General features: G+C 42.7%; 11 protein-coding genes and 3 tRNA genes. 7 read left to right on the top strand and 7 right to left on the bottom strand.

Going from position 1 to position 17,046, the window contains the following annotated elements; all coding sequences use genetic code 11:
• Positions 1-36: 36 nt before the first annotated feature.
• The 5 genes from FTU35_RS09270 to FTU35_RS09250 all read right to left on the bottom strand — a co-directional run bounded on the left by FTU35_RS09270 (position 37) and on the right by FTU35_RS09250 (position 6,064).
• A tRNA-Lys gene (locus FTU35_RS09270) sits at positions 37-112 on the bottom strand.
• Between the two features lie 52 nt (positions 113-164).
• Positions 165-240 (bottom strand) — tRNA-Lys (locus tag FTU35_RS09265).
• A gap of 21 nt (positions 241-261) precedes the next feature.
• Positions 262-337, bottom strand: a tRNA-Lys gene (locus tag FTU35_RS09260).
• Between the two features lie 194 nt (positions 338-531).
• On the bottom strand, positions 532-2,373 hold the full coding sequence (locus FTU35_RS09255) for a long-chain-acyl-CoA synthetase (RefSeq protein WP_096901309.1): 1,842 nt from the start codon (positions 2,371-2,373) through the stop codon (positions 532-534).
• 259 nt (positions 2,374-2,632) lie between these two features.
• The gene (locus FTU35_RS09250) at positions 2,633-6,064 is read right to left on the bottom strand and encodes an Rne/Rng family ribonuclease (protein WP_180064693.1); all 3,432 of its coding nucleotides are present in this window, start codon (positions 6,062-6,064) and stop codon (positions 2,633-2,635) included.
• 761 nt (positions 6,065-6,825) lie between these two features.
• Between FTU35_RS09250 and FTU35_RS09245 the strand changes: the two genes are divergently transcribed.
• The 7 genes from FTU35_RS09245 to FTU35_RS09215 all read left to right on the top strand — a co-directional run bounded on the left by FTU35_RS09245 (position 6,826) and on the right by FTU35_RS09215 (position 14,855).
• Entirely contained in the window at positions 6,826-7,788 is a 963-nt protein-coding gene (locus FTU35_RS09245; protein WP_168417529.1) for an RluA family pseudouridine synthase, read from the top strand.
• Between the two features lie 353 nt (positions 7,789-8,141).
• Entirely contained in the window at positions 8,142-8,810 is a 669-nt protein-coding gene (locus tag FTU35_RS09240) for an HAD-IA family hydrolase (RefSeq protein WP_004976034.1), read from the top strand.
• A gap of 429 nt (positions 8,811-9,239) precedes the next feature.
• Positions 9,240-10,037 (top strand): 2-keto-4-pentenoate hydratase, encoded by a 798-nt coding sequence (locus tag FTU35_RS09235; RefSeq protein WP_004976036.1) that lies wholly within the window; start codon positions 9,240-9,242, stop codon positions 10,035-10,037.
• A gap of 25 nt (positions 10,038-10,062) precedes the next feature.
• Positions 10,063-10,959: an acetaldehyde dehydrogenase (acetylating) gene (locus FTU35_RS09230; RefSeq protein ID WP_004976037.1), complete on the top strand. Its 897-nt coding sequence runs from the start codon at positions 10,063-10,065 to the stop codon at positions 10,957-10,959.
• Positions 10,960-10,970: 11 nt separating this feature from the next.
• Positions 10,971-11,990: a 4-hydroxy-2-oxovalerate aldolase gene (gene dmpG / locus FTU35_RS09225; protein ID WP_131261066.1), complete on the top strand. Its 1,020-nt coding sequence runs from the start codon at positions 10,971-10,973 to the stop codon at positions 11,988-11,990.
• A gap of 426 nt (positions 11,991-12,416) precedes the next feature.
• Positions 12,417-13,715 carry an OprD family outer membrane porin gene (locus tag FTU35_RS09220; RefSeq protein ID WP_179991225.1) on the top strand — a complete coding sequence of 433 codons (1,299 nt, stop codon included), beginning with the start codon at positions 12,417-12,419 and terminating at the stop codon, positions 13,713-13,715.
• 279 nt (positions 13,716-13,994) lie between these two features.
• Complete coding sequence (locus tag FTU35_RS09215) at positions 13,995-14,855, top strand: alpha/beta fold hydrolase (RefSeq protein WP_179989463.1); 861 nt, start codon at positions 13,995-13,997, stop codon at positions 14,853-14,855.
• A 65-nt stretch (positions 14,856-14,920) separates the two neighbouring features.
• On the opposite strand, the gene FTU35_RS09210 is transcribed toward FTU35_RS09215, so the two are convergent.
• Together FTU35_RS09210 and hcaR are read right to left on the bottom strand one after the other, a co-directional pair.
• Positions 14,921-15,598 (bottom strand): DUF1345 domain-containing protein, encoded by a 678-nt coding sequence (locus FTU35_RS09210; protein ID WP_096901303.1) that lies wholly within the window; start codon positions 15,596-15,598, stop codon positions 14,921-14,923.
• A gap of 331 nt (positions 15,599-15,929) precedes the next feature.
• Positions 15,930-16,832, bottom strand: coding sequence for a DNA-binding transcriptional regulator HcaR (gene hcaR, locus FTU35_RS09205; RefSeq protein WP_004976051.1), 903 nt, complete (start codon positions 16,830-16,832; stop codon positions 15,930-15,932).
• Positions 16,833-17,046 lie beyond the last annotated feature (214 nt).

The raw sequence follows: 17,046 nt of genomic DNA, 5'->3' as shown, positions 1-17,046 counted from the left end.
GTGATGACTGGTAATTTAAAGATTTTTTAGAAGGAATGGTGGGTCGTCCGCGATTCGAACGCGGGACCAACGGATTAAAAGTCCGCTGCTCTACCGACTGAGCTAACGACCCAGAGGAGTAAAAATGACGATGATCATTTTTAAAGTATCAACCTTGAAGAAGATGGTGGGTCGTCCGCGATTCGAACGCGGGACCAACGGATTAAAAGTCCGCTGCTCTACCGACTGAGCTAACGACCCATCTAAGGTTGATCAAGGAAATGGTGGGTCGTCCGCGATTCGAACGCGGGACCAACGGATTAAAAGTCCGCTGCTCTACCGACTGAGCTAACGACCCTGAACCAGCAATCAAGCAGGCTTGATTGTGAAGTGCAAGAAAAACCAGAGGGTTTTAAGCACCACTTCGTTTGATGGAGCGTATTGTAGCAAGATATGAAGCGAGCGCAAGTAAAAAATAAAAAAGTTGCCTATGTTTGATTATAAATGCAACAAATTTGTCGTATCTAATCAAAAAATAGGCAACATAGTGGCTTAGAAGCGATATTGATACTGTTGAATATTGTCGTAAATTTCTTGGGTCAGCTCGCAATAAGCAGATTGGTTTGGCAATAACACCAGAATTTTTTCATCACACTGTTTTAAATCAAAACCTTGAGTTTTCAGGGTGTTCTTCTGATATTTAAATGTACCTGTGGTTTGCATTTGCTTTTGAATGCGTAAAAAAACGGGTACTGCATAAGCGGGCATTGCTTTTTTAAACTCCACCAGCATTTGACGCAAGTCTTGTTCATCTAACTGGCAGCCTTCGTTTAAGGTAATCGCAGCCATACCTGCACGACCATTGGTATGTGGGATTTCAACGCCATACACGACAGCTTCAGCAATTTTTTCATAGTCACTGACAATGTTTTCTACTTCTGTGGTGGATACGTTCTCACCTTTCCAGCGGAAGGTATCACCTAAACGATCAACAAACTGGGCGTGACGGAAGCCAATGTCGCGGACTAAATCGCCCGTGTTAAAATAGGCATCGCCTTGTTTAAACACGTTTTGCATCATCACCGCCTTGTTTTTTTCAGGGTCGGTGTAGCCATCAAACGGTGAGCGACGGGTGATTTTTCCAATCAATAAGCCGACTTCGCCTTTTTTGACTTTCATGCATTTGCCTTTGGCATCGCGTACGGGTTCATTTTTTTCTTTATCAAACTGAATGACCGCATAAGGTGTCGGTGAAAAACCAACCGTGTTGTCAAAGTTAAACACATTGCTAAAGCCGACGTTGCCTTCGCTAGACGCATACAGTTCCAGAATTTCCTGAACACCAAAGCGTGTTTTGAATTTGCTCCAAATATTAGGACGCATGCCATTGCCAATCATTTTGGTCACACGATGCCCACGCTCTAAATCAGAAGCAGGCGCATCCATTAAATAACGGCACAATTCGCCCACATAGCCAATCGCAGAGGCATTGAATTTGTGTACATCTTGCCAGAAGCATGAAGTGGAGTATTTTCTACGGATGGCAAAGGTGGCACTGCCTGCAATTACGCCACACCAGCACACCACAATGCCTGTGGCGTGGTACAGCGGCAGAGTGCAGTACATCACATCATCCTGATTTAAACCCAAGACATGACCATAGGTACCATAAGCCAACGTCCAACGGCTATTGGTGAAAATCACCGCTTTAGGTAAGCCTGTTGTACCTGAGGTATAGATATAAAACAGCCCATCTTTGCCCTGTACTGACTGTGTGGTGGCAGGGTTAAAGCTTGGGAATGATGCAATGCATTGCGCTAAATTTTGAAAACCTTCAGGGGCAGTGCCAGCATCGGTACGGGTATTTTGATCTGCAAACCAATACAGTCGATTTTCTGTAAGCTCAAGTTCTTGGCGAATATCGGCAACGGCTTGACGACATTCTTCCCCCACAATCACGGCAATTGGTTTGACTAAATTGATGCTGTGCGCCAAAACTTTGGCAACTTGTGCGGTATTGACCAAAGCCACGGTAACGCCAATTTTTGCTAAGCCAATGACACTGGCAATTAATTCAGGGCGATTTTCCAACATCACCGCAATGACATCACCTTTACGTGCACCTATGCTTAAATAGTAATGGGCAATTTGGTTGGCCCAAGCATTGAGCTGTAAATAGCTGTACTGCTGATCTTCAAACACTAGTGCACAGCCATGCGGGTTACGATGCACGGCTTTTTCAAATGCTAGACCTAAGCCTGCAGGCGTGTTGGGTGTGCGTAAATAGGCTTGCTTTAACCCTGTGATCAGGTGAGGCACTTTAGTCATAAACTGCGGAATTTTTGCCGCAACATCCGTTAAGCCAATTAAATCGCTTTTTGTCATCTGGTTCATAAGAATCCTGTTTTTGTCATCATCCGTTGCATCTGCACAGCATCACGTCTTGTTGTTTTGTAATCCCTAAGTCCTAGTGCAATCAACCTAATTTTTCAGCTTTGTTAGGTGTTTTTAGAAAAGCTGTTAAAAATCAAAAACACCTAAGTTCAAATTAGCTCGCTTAAATTTAAGTCAGCACCGCGTTGGCTCTAAAGTAGCAAAAAAAATCCAGCCATTAAAATGACTGGATTTTTTTATTCCGCTGCAAAAGTGCGAATTACGACTCAGTTGGCGGAGTTACTTTTTTAGGTGGACGGCCACGTGGACGACGCGGACGCGCAGTTTTCTCTTTCTCTGCTTTGTCCTGTTCAGATTCAGCAGTTTCGACTGGGTCGTCTACAGCCAATTCCGCTTGTACAGGTGCGACCACTTCAACGGCAGTTTCTTCTTGCGCTGCTGCAGTTTCAGTGACAGCTTGTGCAAGGTCGTCTTGCGCGTTCAACTCAGGCTGAGTAGCTTCAGTTGTAGCCACTGCTTCAGGGTTTACTTCTGTAGTTGCTTCGACTTCAGTGCTTACTGTTGCAGACGTTTCTACCGTAGAACTTGCTTCTACAGATCCTTCTGTAGCTGCCACAACTTCAGTCGTTGGCTCTGCTGCAGGTGTGCTTTCCGCTTCAGCTTTTTCTACTGCCTGTGCTTGCTTGGCTTGTTCCAATGCTTGCTCAGCAGCTTGTTTGGCTAAACGACGACGCTCACGCGGATCGTTGGCAACACGCTTATCTGACACTGGTTTTGGTGGTGTTAGGTCTAACACAGGTGCAGGCTCAGCTTCAGGAGCAGCTTTGGCAACTTCCACATCACGAGTGACAGGTTTTTTCTCTGCCACAGGCGCAGTGCTAACAAGGCTTGCAGCATACTCGTCAGTGAACTTCTGCAAAGCACGATTGAACGTTGGAATTAAACCAAACTGTTCAATCAGAACTGAACAATCTTCGCCATATACGTGGCGAATCAGGCTACCAATGCTGTATTGCGCTAAAGTTGGCACCTGTGAAGGTGTTAACTTTGGTGCAGTTACTTGCTGCGCTTGACCTTCACGTTGCTGACGACGACGCTGACGCGGGTCATTGCTGGCACGTTTTGCAGGCGCAGTCGGTTGTGCTTGAGCTTCCGCAGGTGCAGCTGTTTCTTCTGCAACAACGGCTGCAGCTTCTACCACTGCAACAGCTTGAGTTGGTTCAGTAACCGTTTCAAGCACAGTTGCTTCTACTGCTGTCACTGGTTCAGCCGCTACTGGCGCAGCATTCAATGCCACAATTTCAGTTTGAGCTTGATCGACATTCACTACCAAAGCCGTCGTGTTGAACTCTTGACGCGGTGCATCAATTAAGTCCACTTTTGGCTGATTAGAAGCCACTGCGGTAGGTGCTTGCTCATTCAATACGCTTGGGTCGCGGTGACGATTTGGGCGTTCTGGACGAGGTTGGTTACGACGGTCACGACGTGGTACGGCATTTTGCTGCTGCTCATTGTTGTTTTGAGCTTCTTGCTGCTGCGGTGCTTGGTCATTGTTGTGCTGACGACGAGAGTTGCGTTTGTTTTCACGCGCTTCTTGACGTTGCTCCTGACGCGACATTTGAACCACTTCTTCATGCACTTGATGTTGTTGATTATCGTGCTGAGTTTGCGGCTCACGTTGCTCTTTGTGCTTGTTATTGTTGTTGCTGTGACGCGGCTTTTTGTTGTTGTGACGCGGAGCAGGTTTGTCTTCACGTTCAGCAGATTTATCTGCAGAGTCACGTTCAGTTTTTTGTGCCACTGTTGATGGTGCAAGGTACACATTTTGACTGCTTGCAGCAGGGGCAGTAGACGCAGTTGCAATTTGACCAAACTGACCACGGCTCACAGCACCGCTATTTACCATTTGCTCAATGGCTGCTGCAGCATTGTTGGCACTACGTGCTTGATCAATAGTGCTGGCTTGCTTTTGAACAAACAGGTTTTCTAACCATGCACATGGGCTTGCAGCTGTTGTGGCTGCCGCAGGTGCAAGCTGCTGTTGTGCAGATGCTTTATTTTGCTGTGCTGCTTGTGGTTTTCTTGCAGAGGTTTTTTCTGCCGCAGGTGCAGCAGCGTGGCTGTGCGCTTGATCGGCTTCTTCTAAATGCCATTCAGAAGATTCATAACCCAACTCTTTTTCGCTTGAACGAGTTGCTTCAGTACGTTCATAGCTGGTTGGTGCAAAGCCTTCAGGATTATACGAAATTTCGTAATGCGGGGTTTCTAAGTGTGGGTGAGGTAATACAGTCACACGCACATTTGAGGTTTGCTCAAGGTAAACCAGACTGTGACGTTTTTCATTCAGTAAGAATGCTGCAATTTCAACAGGTACTTCGACTTGAACTTCACCATGACGTTCACGCAGGGCAATTTCTTCCACTTTACGCATAATTGAAAGTGAAAGAGAGCGTAGGTCACGTACCATGCCTGTACCGTGACAGCGTGGGCAAACGTACCCAGTCGCTTCTTCAAGTGATGGACGTAAGCGCTGACGGCTCATTTCCATTAAACCAAAACGTGATAATTGACCAAATTGAATACGTGCGCGGTCACTTTGTGTTGCTTCACGAAGTTTGGCTTCAACCATACGTTGGTTGCGGTCTTTGGTCATGTCGATAAAGTCGATGACCACCAAACCACCGATGTCGCGTAAACGCAATTGACGCGCAATTTCTTCGGCAGCTTCAAGGTTGGTATTAAGCGCAGTATCTTCAACATCTTGACCACGGGTAGACTTAGCCGAGTTGATGTCAATTGAAACTAATGCTTCAGTTTGGTCAATGACAATTGAGCCGCCTGAAGGCAATTTCACTTCACGCTCATAAGCTGTTTGAATTTGGCTTTCGATGCCAAAATGCGCGAATAGCGGCTCATTTAAAGTATAGGTTTTTAGCTTGTCTAATTGACGTGGCATCACGGCTTTTACGAAGTTATAGGCTTCGTTATAAGCTTGTTCTGAGTCAATTAAAATTTCGGCAACATCATCACGTAAGTAGTCACGAATCGCACGTGTCACCACACCTGCTTCTTGGTGTACCAACATTGGCGATGGGCCAGAGCTTGCGGTGTTTTGAATTTGCGCCCAAAGGTCAAGCAAGTGTTGTAAATCAAGCTGTAATTCTTCTTGTGAACGACCAATGCCCGCAGTACGTACAATCACGCTCATGCCGCGTGGCACGTTTAAAGATGCCAACATTTCTTTGAGTTCTTCACGCACAGAACCTGAAATTTGACGACTGATACCGCCACCTTTCGGGTTATTTGGCATAAGCACTAAATAACGACCAGCCAAAGAAATGAAGGTAGAGAGCGCAGCACCTTTGTTGCCACGTTCTTCTTTTTCTACCTGTACCAAAAGCTCAGTGCCTTCAGTGATCAGTTCACGAATATTAGAAGTTTGGCGAGGGTCGGCTTTGTAATAAGAGTTTGCGATTTCACGCATCGACAGGAAGCCTTGGCGACCTGCACCGTATTCAATAAATACGGCTTCTAAAGAAGGTTCTACACGGGTCACATGACCTTTGTAGATATTCGATTTTTTTTGTTCACGGGTACGATTTTCTAAATCGAAATCGTAAAGACGCTGACCAGTGACAAGTGCAACGCGAATTTCTTCGGCATGTGTTGCATTAATCAACATACGTTTCATGGGTGTAACACCTAATAGTGATACACAGCAAAAAATCGCTAGACACGTAGCGAACATCAAGCATCACGGATCAACTGCTCAGATCTCAAAAAAACCAATTGTGGTCTGAGCTTTTTTTACCGGCCTTATTTAGGTTGGCTGCGGTGTATGATTCACGTATTGATGATGGCAATACGGCTTTAACCTTTAAACGGATAAAGTCACCTGATCGCTTCACTGGCGGACGAGCGGTGTATTGGATGTGTGTAACTTTCACTGTCACATTGCTCGAAGATCAGCTCTTCTTTACATAGATAGAGTGTCTTGATACGGAATTATCGTCGTATCTTTACAAATTGTGCAGATCCAATACATCAAACGCTTTAGCCTGAATGCGACTTCAGGGTGCGACTAATCTGATGTGTATCAGTTTACGTTTAAAAACCAACAAAGTTGGCGACATATTTTTTCAGACAAACTGATTTATGTACCTGAGGTACAATTAAACGCAACAGTTTGCTTTTTTGCCGATATAATAAGCCTTCGGCGTCGGCATAATTCTTTTGGGACCTGCTCGTATATGGTGAGGTATTCAGTTGAGTGTTGTTTCAGAAAATTCTGAATAGATTCAACCTTAACCCACTAACGATGGTTTCCGTGCGCTGACTATATCAAACCTTGCATCATCTGCCTATGGGCTAAGCTTATGTTTCTTGTGTAAAGCATAGCCTAAATGATCAGTTTTTAATCAATTTTAGTATTTTATTAGGTCACTTAACTGTATGAATTCTACCCAACAATGGCAAAGTGTCACTTGGTTTGAAGTGGATGAGCATCAAGCGGGTCAACGCATCGATAATTTTTTGTTTAGTCGTTTAAAAGGGGTGCCTAAAAGTCGCATCTATCGTTTGATTCGCGAAGGGCAGGTACGGGTCAATAAAAAGCGTATTAAAGCAGAAACCAAACTCAATATTGGCGATCAAATTCGTGTAGCGCCTATTCGCTATGAACAAAAAGACGACAGTGCTGCACCTATTTCAGATAAGGTCGCACAAAGCTTATTAAGCCGTGTGATTTATGAAGATGAAGGCTTGATGGTGGTGAATAAGCCTTCGGGCATTGCAGTGCATGGCGGTAGTGGTGTCGCTTATGGTTTGATTGAGGGTTTACGTGCTGCCACAGGTAAAAAATATTTGGAGCTGATTCACCGTATTGACCGTGATACTTCAGGTTTGGTGATGGTATCTAAAAAGCGTAGCACCTTAAAAACGCTGCAGGACTTATTGCGCGAACATAAAATTCAAAAAACTTATGCGGCCATTGTCAAAGGGCAGGTGAGTTTAGATCAGCAATTGATTGATGCACCATTGCATCGTTATGAATTGGCCAATGGTGAACGTCGAGTACGTGTATCTAAAGAGGGTAAAGAATCCAAAACCCTGTGGAAGGTCGCAGAGCGTTTTATGCATGCCAGTTTGGTGTATGCATCGCCACTGTCTGGGCGTACCCATCAAATTCGTGTGCATGGTTTAAGTATTGGGCATCCTTTGGTGGGTGATGATAAATACGGACATCAAACTGAATACCGTGGTCCTGCACCACGTCGTTTGTGCTTACATGCTATGCGTTTGGAAATTCCGGGCTATCCTGTGATTGAAGCTCCTTTACCTGAAGATATGCAGAGTCTGGTGGCGCAGCTTAGAGCGCAAAAGGCGGATAAGCCGACAGCACCACCTGAGTTTTAATTTTTGTCATTCTCTATTGTGTGATAGCAGTTCCCTTCTTTTTAAAGATGAGGAACATTGTTTCTCAAGACGGAGATTGGGCTTTCAGGGGTAATTCACAGCCACATTTTATAGTTTTTAATTTAAATTCTTGTTGTATAGGCTATGCCTTACTTTTCAAAGATGAAAAGTAACAAAAATCTTTTGTTTCGCTGATGGAACATCCCTGTGCCACAGCGAAACGGCGACATTCATGTCGCCGTTTCGCTATCGAATATTTGTTGTGATATATGTGCTGATTCTTGATCATTTATCCTTTTCAGTTAAGGTAAAGCGAGGGAATTTTAAAGCAGAATCAAATCTAGGAACCTAATATGAACAAACCTGTAGAACTCATCATTTTTGATTGGGATGGCACGCTATTTAATTCCGTCGGTCAAATTGTGGCGAGTTTGCAGTTCGCAGCACAACAATTTCAGCAACCCCTGACCGATGCTGCGGCTAAAAGTATTATTGGTTTGGGTTTGCCTGAAGTGGCACAGCGTTTATTTCCTGAAGTGCCAGAGCTGCATCAAGCGATTTTGCAGTGCTATTCAGAACACTATGTCGAACACTCAAAAACCGATGCTTGGTTTGAGGGTGTGGCAGATATGCTCGATGAGTTGTCAGGTTTGGGACTGAAATTGGCAGTGGCAACAGGCAAAAGCCGTAAAGGTTTAGACCGAGTGTTGGCGCAAACCCAAAGTCAGGATTTGTTTGTGGCGACACGTGCTGCAAGTGAAACCAAATCTAAACCTGATCCTTTAATGTTGCAGGAAATTTTGAGCAGTACCGATGTGCAGGTCGAGCAAGCGATTATGGTGGGTGATACTTCTTACGATTTGGAAATGGCACAAAATATTGCTATGCCGCGTGTAGGCGTGAGTTATGGCGTGCATAGTGTAGAGGTGTTGCAGCGTTATCAGCCTTTAACCATTGCAGATGATGTGCCGAGTTTGCATGATTTTTTAGTGCAGCAATATCGTTTACGTCAGGCGAGTTAAACCCAGTAAAACAATTTAGATGAATTTGAAATTAGAGTAACTTGAAAAATTTCAGGTTGCTCTTTTTTTATGTACTTTTGGGAGCGTCATAAAAAGGCTTAGCTTTTAGTCTAAAGTTAGGATTAAGACATTTTAAGATTGCTGCGAATTGCCGAGTCAATGACTCGGAAAATAATGTCATAGCCTACAGACAACTGTTTTGCTTGCTTTTTATAAAAATAGATTAATAGCTAATAGCTATTGAAAAAAAGAAAATAAGTATTGGCATAAACCCGCCATTTTTCCGATTCTTAATCAGTTTACATACCTCTGAGCTGGATAGCTTGTCCTGAGAATGGACAAGATCGGGGTCATCATCCCTATTTTCTAATATTACCTTTCCAACATCTCGGGGTATATGCCCAATTTTTGCAGTTTAAGGAAACATTGATGTCGAATTCTGCTGTTGTTGAATCAGTTGCGCAAGCATTACGTACTGCCGAACTCTCTCAAACTGCGATTGCGCCAATCCGCCCAGAACTTGGTGGTGAAAGTGCTGACGTAGATATTGCCTATGCCGTTCAAGAAGTGAATACCGAACGTGCCTTAAAAGAAGGTCGTCGTTTGGTGGGGCGTAAAATTGGTTTGACCTCTAAAGTGGTTCAAGCACAACTGGGTGTAGATCAGCCTGACTTTGGCATGTTGTTTGCCGATATGGCTTATGGTGATGGTGAAGCGATTCCTGCAGGTTTGCTGATTCAGCCAAAAGTAGAAGCAGAAATTGCATTGGTGATTAACCAAGATCTAACCAAAGAAAAACACACGTATGCGGATATTATCAGCGCGACTGAATATGCCTTGCCTGCCATTGAAGTGGTCGATAGCCGTATTGAAAACTGGAAAATTAGTTTGATTGATACCGTGGCCGATAACGCATCTTCTGCTGCATTCGTTCTAGGTTCAAAACCAGTCAAGCTAGAAAATCTGGATTTGGTGAACTGCAAAATGGTGATGACCCGTGGTGAAGAAGTAGTTTCTCAAGGCGTGGGTAAAGCTTGTTTAGCAAATCCATTAAACGCTGCCGTGTGGTTAGCCGATGAAATGGTGCGCCGTGGTCGTCCATTGTTAAAAGGCGACATCATCTTAACTGGTGCTTTAGGTCCTATGGTTGTTGCACAGCCAGGTGAAGAATTTAAAGTCGAAATTGAAGGCTTTGGTTCAGTGACAGCTGCGTTTGCTGCGGAATAAATCGAGATTCTAAGAGAGTACATGCATGAAAAAGATTAAATGTGCAATGATCGGTCCAGGTAATATTGGTACAGATTTGCTTTATAAATTACAACGCAGTGAATGGTTAGAGCCTGTGTGGATGGTGGGAATTGACCCAACCTCTGAAGGTCTAGCTCGTGCGGCAAAAATGGGTTTAAAAACCACAAGTGACGGTGTAGATGGTCTTCTTCCTCACGTACTTGAAGATGACATTAAAATTGCTTTTGATGCAACTTCTGCTTATGTGCATGCAGAAAATAGCCGCAAACTGAATGAGCTTGGCGTGTTGATGATTGACTTAACGCCTGCGGCAATTGGCCCATTCTGCGTACCGCCAGTGAACCTTGAAGCATTGCTTGAAGCGGGCGAAGTGCCAAACGTCAACATGGTGACTTGTGGTGGTCAGGCAACAATTCCTATGGTGGCTGCAGTTTCTCGCGTTCAACCTGTGGAATACGGTGAAATTATTGCAACGGTATCAACTAAATCTGTGGGGCCGGGTACACGTAAAAACATTGATGAATTTACCCGTACCACTGCAGGCGCGATTGAAGAAGTTGGCGGTGCAAAACAAGGTAAAGCCATCATCATCATTAACCCAGCTGAGCCACCTTTAATGATGCGTGATACCGTTCACTGCTTGGTAGAAGGTGAGCCAGATCAGGCAGCGATTACAGCATCTGTGCATGCCATGATTAAAGAAGTGCAAAAATATGTACCAGGTTACAAACTTGTAAACGGCCCTGTTTTTGATGGCAACCGTGTTTCAATTTTCTTGGAAGTTGAAGGTTTGGGTGATTACTTGCCTAAATACGCAGGTAACCTAGACATTATGACTGCAGCGGCTGCACGTACTGCAGAAATGTTTGCAGAACACGTTTTCAAAACTGCTGAAGCTTAAGGAATACCAAAATGTCTAAGATTATTATTAATGATATGACTTTACGTGATGGTATGCACCCAATGCGCCATCAAACCACACCAGAGCAAATGGTTGCAATTGCCACTGCGTTGGATGATGCAGGTGTTCCTTTAATTGAAGTCACACACGGTGATGGCTTAGGTGGTAACTCTGTGAACTATGGTTTTGCAGCAGCTACTGATGAAGAATATCTGAAAGCAGTGATTCCAAACCTGAAACAGGCAAAAGTTTCTGCACTATTACTGCCAGGTATTGGAACAGTTGATCATTTGAGAATGGCGCATGATGTAGGCGTGGCAACCATTCGTGTGGCGACACATTCGACTGAAGCAGACGTTTCTGAACAGCACATTACTGCAGCACGTAAACTGGGTATGGACACTGTGGGCTTCTTGATGATGGCGCACATGGCTTCTCCAGAAAAATTGCTCGAAGAAGCACAAAAAATGGTGTCTTACGGTGCAAACTGTATCTATGTAACAGATTCTGCAGGCTATATGTTGCCTCAAGATGTGACTGATCGCGTAGGTATTTTACGTGCCAACCTCGCCTCAGACATCGAAATTGGTTTCCATGGTCACCATAACTTGGGCATGGGCGTTGCGAACTCTGTATCGGCTGTGACCGCAGGTGCAACCCGTGTTGACTTGGCTTCGGCTGGTTTAGGTGCAGGCGCAGGTAATACACCACTTGAATTGTTTGTAGCGGTCGCAAACCGTATGCAAATGGAAACAGGTGTGGACTTGTTTAAAGTGCAGGATATTGCTGAAGACTTGATCATTCCAATGATGACGCATCAAATTCGTGCAGACCGTGATGCAGCCACTTTAGGTTATGCAGGTGTTTACTCATCGTTCCTATTGTTCGCAAAACGTGCCGAAGCAAAATATGGAGTATCTGCGCGTGAAATTCTACTTGAGCTTGGTCGTCGCGGTACGGTGGGCGGTCAGGAAGATATGATTGAAGACTTGGCATTGACTATGTCTAAAGCACGTGAAATGCAAGCCTAAGTTTTTAATATAAAGCAGGCTTGAATTAAGCACTCCAAATGCGTTTGGGGTGCTTTTTTATGCTGTGAAAGATGTAAAACGTGCTGAATTTTGTGCTGATTAAAATGTTTTTCTTATAAGTTAGGTTTATAGAAAATAACGCTAACACATGGGTTTAAAGTTAAAAAAGATTAATCCTTCACATGATGCAAAAAATAACAGCGTTTTTCACCTAAATTAAGCAGTGAATTCAAATAAAAATTCATTTAGTGAGGATTTTGAGCTTAATTTTTTATCGTTAAAAAGAATTAAAAAACTTGGAAAAAAGCTGCTCGATACAGAAAGTGCTGAATTTGTAGAAAAGCTTAATACTGTGGTCGGATTTTTTTCATGACAAGAGTTTTGCATGATGCCCAGATTCGCTTATTGGATGAATAGGAAAAACGCATGCATCGTCACAATTTATGGATAGCACTTTTTGCTGCGACAGCAACTTTAGGGACAACTGCAACTCAGGCAGATTTTATTGACGACAGCAATGTTCAACTTAAATTTAAGAATTTTTATTTAGATCGTCAAATTAAAGACAACCCTGCGGGGAACTTTGGTTCATGGTCACAAGCAGTCACCTTGGATGCTAAATCGGGTTATCACGATTTAGGCGTAATTCAGGTGGGTGCTGATCTTCTGGTTCAACACGCAGTAAAACTCAATGGTCGTGATAAAAATGCAGACTGGGTTTTGCCGCATGATGGTAAAGAGTCAAAAGATCATTTTGGTAAGGTCGGTGCAACTCTAAAAGTTAAATTTTCTGAAACTGAATTAAAAGTAGGTGACTTATTACCAATGTCACCTGTGGTGTTTTTTGACCCATCGCGTCAATTGTTAACGACTTATAGCGGTGCATGGTTAGAATCAAAGGATTTAAAAGATACTAAATTAACTTTGGCTTATTTAGACGGTATTAATGCACGTTATGATAACCAATACCAAGATTTTACGTTGTTCCCTCAAAATAATTTTTCTGCTGCTGAAGCGAATAAATTAAGCACAGACGATGGCATGTATCTTGTGGGAGTAGATCATCAATTTACCCCTAAAGTAGGTGGAAGTTATTGGTATGCGGATGTAACCAACATCTATCAACAACATTATGTCGCTGCAAACTATAAAACGACTTTGGCTGAAAAAACTAAGCTGGATACCCATGTACGCTATTTTGACAACAGCGAATCGGGTGACAAGCTGTATGGCAATATTGACAGCCAGGCCGTGTCTGCGGGTGCAAAAATCAACAATGGGATGCACACTGTACAGTTAGGTTATCAACAAATGTTTGGTGAGCACGGTACAAAAGCCCCAATGTTCCCGACCTTGGGCGGGTGGGTGCCGCAGCCTTACTTAGACAACTGGTCTGTGGCGAGCTTCATTCGTAAAGATGAGCGTTCTTGGAGTTTGGGTTATACCTATAATTTTGCTGATGTGGGTGTCCCTGGTTTAACAGCGACAGTACGTCATTTCCGCGGTGATAATATAGATGGTACTTACCATAAGTTAACCAACAATGCTGGTCAGTCGCTTAAAGAGGGTAAAGAAAACGAAACGAATGTAATCGTAAATTATGTTGTGCCTGAAGGTAAACTTAAAGGACTTGGTTTTCAGTACATGTTCATCGATACCAACTTTAACTTTGCGAATGACTTAGAAGAACACCGTATCGCCACGACTTACACTTATAAATTCTAAAGCTAGATAAAAATCAGAGCGGCTTTTTATAGTCGCTCTTTTTTTAATATTTACTGAATAAATACCTTATATAAATTAAGACTTTTATTTTATTAAAGTTATAAAATTCAAAGAGTTGTTTAATCGTTTTTTTATGGGTTGTGATCGTAAATTTGTATCAGTTGATGCTGTGTGAACAGGTAATATAAGCCTGTAAAAAGTAATGTTGAATGAGTCCACTTGACGTCAAATTCTATACCTAGAGCCAAACGCAAGCTAAAGACTGTACGAGGAGTATATATGAGCACTGTTCAAATCCCTGACTATACAACAGATCCATTCTTTGGCTTAGAAGATAAATGGATTGAAACTGCCGAAGGCGAATTAACGCACTATCACGAAGTGGGTGAAGGTACACCTATTCTATTTTTACACGGTTCAGGCACAGGTGTATCTGCTGCGGCAAACTGGTGGTTAAACTTGCCACAAATTGGTGAGCAAGCACGTTGTATCGCAATTGATACCATTGGTTATGGTCAGACTGTGGTTGCTCCAAACACTGCTTATGGTATTCGTGCTTGGGTAGATCATGCAGTGCGTACATTAGATGCATTGGGCATTGAAAAAACATGGTTAGTGGGTAACTCGCTCGGTGGTTGGTTGGCATTCCAATTGGCATTGGACTACCCAGAGCGTGTACTTGGTATTGTGTCTATGGGTACAGGTGGTGCAAAACAGACTGCAGCGCTTAAAGCACATGCGAATCCTGTCTTGACCGAAGAAGGCATCAAAAAAACATTGTCGATGTTTGTAGTGAACAAAGACCTGATTACAGATGAGTTGGTTAAGGTTCGTTTTGCTTCTGCAAAAAATGACTATGCGTCAGACCGTTTAATGGATGTGGTTGGCGCACGTGACCGTGACCGTTTTGAGTTCCCACTCGATTTTGACAAAATGAAAGACATCACAGTACCTGTTTTACTGATTCACGGTACGCAGGATGTAGTGATTCCAGTATCGCGTACATGGGACATTTTAAATGTTGTGCCACATGCCGATGCACACATTTTCAGCCAATGTGGTCACTGGTCACAGGTTGAAAAAGCGGAAGAATTTAACACTGTGATTAAAAACTACTTAACTGCACGTGGCGTAAATTAAGCGCAGTGAGGTAAAAAAGGATGGCAATTTGCCATCCTTTTTTATGGATGTTTTATGTACCCAATTTAGTGCTGAATAAAGCTCGCGACCAAGTTAATGCAAATTGCCAAAATAGTGGTATTAAAGCTATAAGCCAAAATAATATGTAGCGTGTTCAGTACCCGCATGGGTTGTGAGCTAATCGAGACATCGGCGGTTTGTGCAGATGTACCAATCACATAGCTGAAATATAAAAAGTCAGGATAGGTTGGATGCGACGTCTTGGGAAAATCCAAACCACCTTCTTGCTGCTGTTGCAGTGCCAAATAATAGTCATGCGCATAGTGAATCGCAAAAATGGTGTGCATAAAAAACCAAGCACATAAAATAGTGGTAATGGATAAAATAAAATGTCCCATGCGCACAAACTCACTTTGTGCAAATAAATTCACCTCGACAATGATCGCAATAAAGCACATCACTAAGGTTAGAAATACCAAGAATAAAATCAGCCATTTGCTGGCATCTTGTTGTTGGGCACGTTGTAAAATATGTGCATGATCGCTGTGCCACAAACTGCGCATGGTTAAAACCAAATAGCAGGAAATCGCGATATTCCAGCTAATCAATAAACAGCTTGACCATGACCATGCAGTGAGGGTCTGAAAAATAGCATACAGCACAATGGTAATCACAAAACTGATAAAAAAATAAGGACGATATTGAATCCCTGTTTTCATTCTGCTGAAGGGTGTTTTTATCATTCTTGATCCTTTCTGGATGTGCAATCTAAAGGTGTTACTGCCTGTTATCATCGGCTTAATTTTAGAAAATAGCGATGGGGTGCCTATTTTAACTTATTAGACTTAAGTTGTAATTTGCAGGAAATGTGGTAGCGAAGCGAGGAAAAAGCAGACTGCAAAAATGCGAATGTTTGAGTGTAAGAATGAGCAGTAGTTCAGAAAAAGATTAAAAAAATAAGTTTAGACTTAAGTCTAAAGCTTTGTTTTAGCATTTAGGATGCACAAAAAAAGTGCTTACTACATCAAGCAGCAAGCACTTTTGAAAGGTTGAAAAACGCGAGTGGTTTTAGAATTATTGTTCGCGGTTGATGTCCAAATAGAACACACGTGTGAGCAGTTCCATAAATTTCTGTACCGCAGCGGAATGGCTGTTTTTGCCGTAGCTGACGTATAAATCTAAATGTGGAAGTTCTACATCAAGTGGACGGATGACGGTATTTTCCATGGTTAGCGGAGCAACATAGCCCGGTAAAATGGTGCAACCCAAGCCCATACCAATCGAGTTGATATTAAATAAAATGTTGTCAGCTTTTTGCACAATGTTTAGTTCAATGTTGTGCTGTTTGGCAAAATCGACAATCAGGTGATGCAGATTATACGAAGCTTCTGCCGAAGGAATAATAAAATCAATACCATTCAATGCTTTGACAGGAATGCGTTCGTATTTTGCTAACGGATGATCTTTGGGCAAAATAAAAATTAACGGTTCACGCAGTACAAACTGGCTCTCAATTTCATCACTGTTGATATTGTGGCGGGTAAAGGTGATATCGAGTTCACCTTTTTTAATCATTTTCATTTGCTCAGTGTTGTTCAAACTTAGCAATTCAATTTTTAATTCTGGGTTTTGTACTCGTAAATTAGGCAGTACAAAAGGGAAAATTTTCATTTCTGCCACAGGAACAAAGCCAATACGCAGCATTTTCTGTTTGGCTTGTGACACCTGACGTGCCATGGCAACCGCTTTGTCGGCTTGCGCCAAAGTCAGACGCGCCTGTTCTAAAAATACAGCACCTTCTTCGGTTAGCTCGACTTTACGTTTGGTACGGTTGAGTAGCTTAACGCCGACATCTTCTTCTAAATCTTTAATTTGCTGACTCAGCGAAGGTTGAGCCGTATAAAGTTTAAGTGCGGCTTTACTGAAGTTGAGTTCTTCAGCAACGGTAATGAAGTAGCGAAGGTGACGTAATTCCATACAACCATTCCAAAGATTAATTCAAAATATGTCTAATTATAGATTAATAAAAGAATGATCTATAAACAACTATTCGGTGAGAATTATTGTGTCATTCACGAAGTAAATAGGGTTTCATCATTATGCAACGATTTAAATGCAAAATATAATGTTGGATTAATCTATAAAAACTATTAATTGAAACAAAAAAAATATTTCACTAAACGTCCCTAAA

Source organism: Acinetobacter sp. YH12095 (assembly GCF_013419245.1).
GTDB classification, from domain to species: Bacteria; Pseudomonadota; Gammaproteobacteria; order Pseudomonadales; family Moraxellaceae; genus Acinetobacter; species Acinetobacter towneri.
This window is presented reverse-complemented; position numbering and strand designations above follow the sequence as displayed.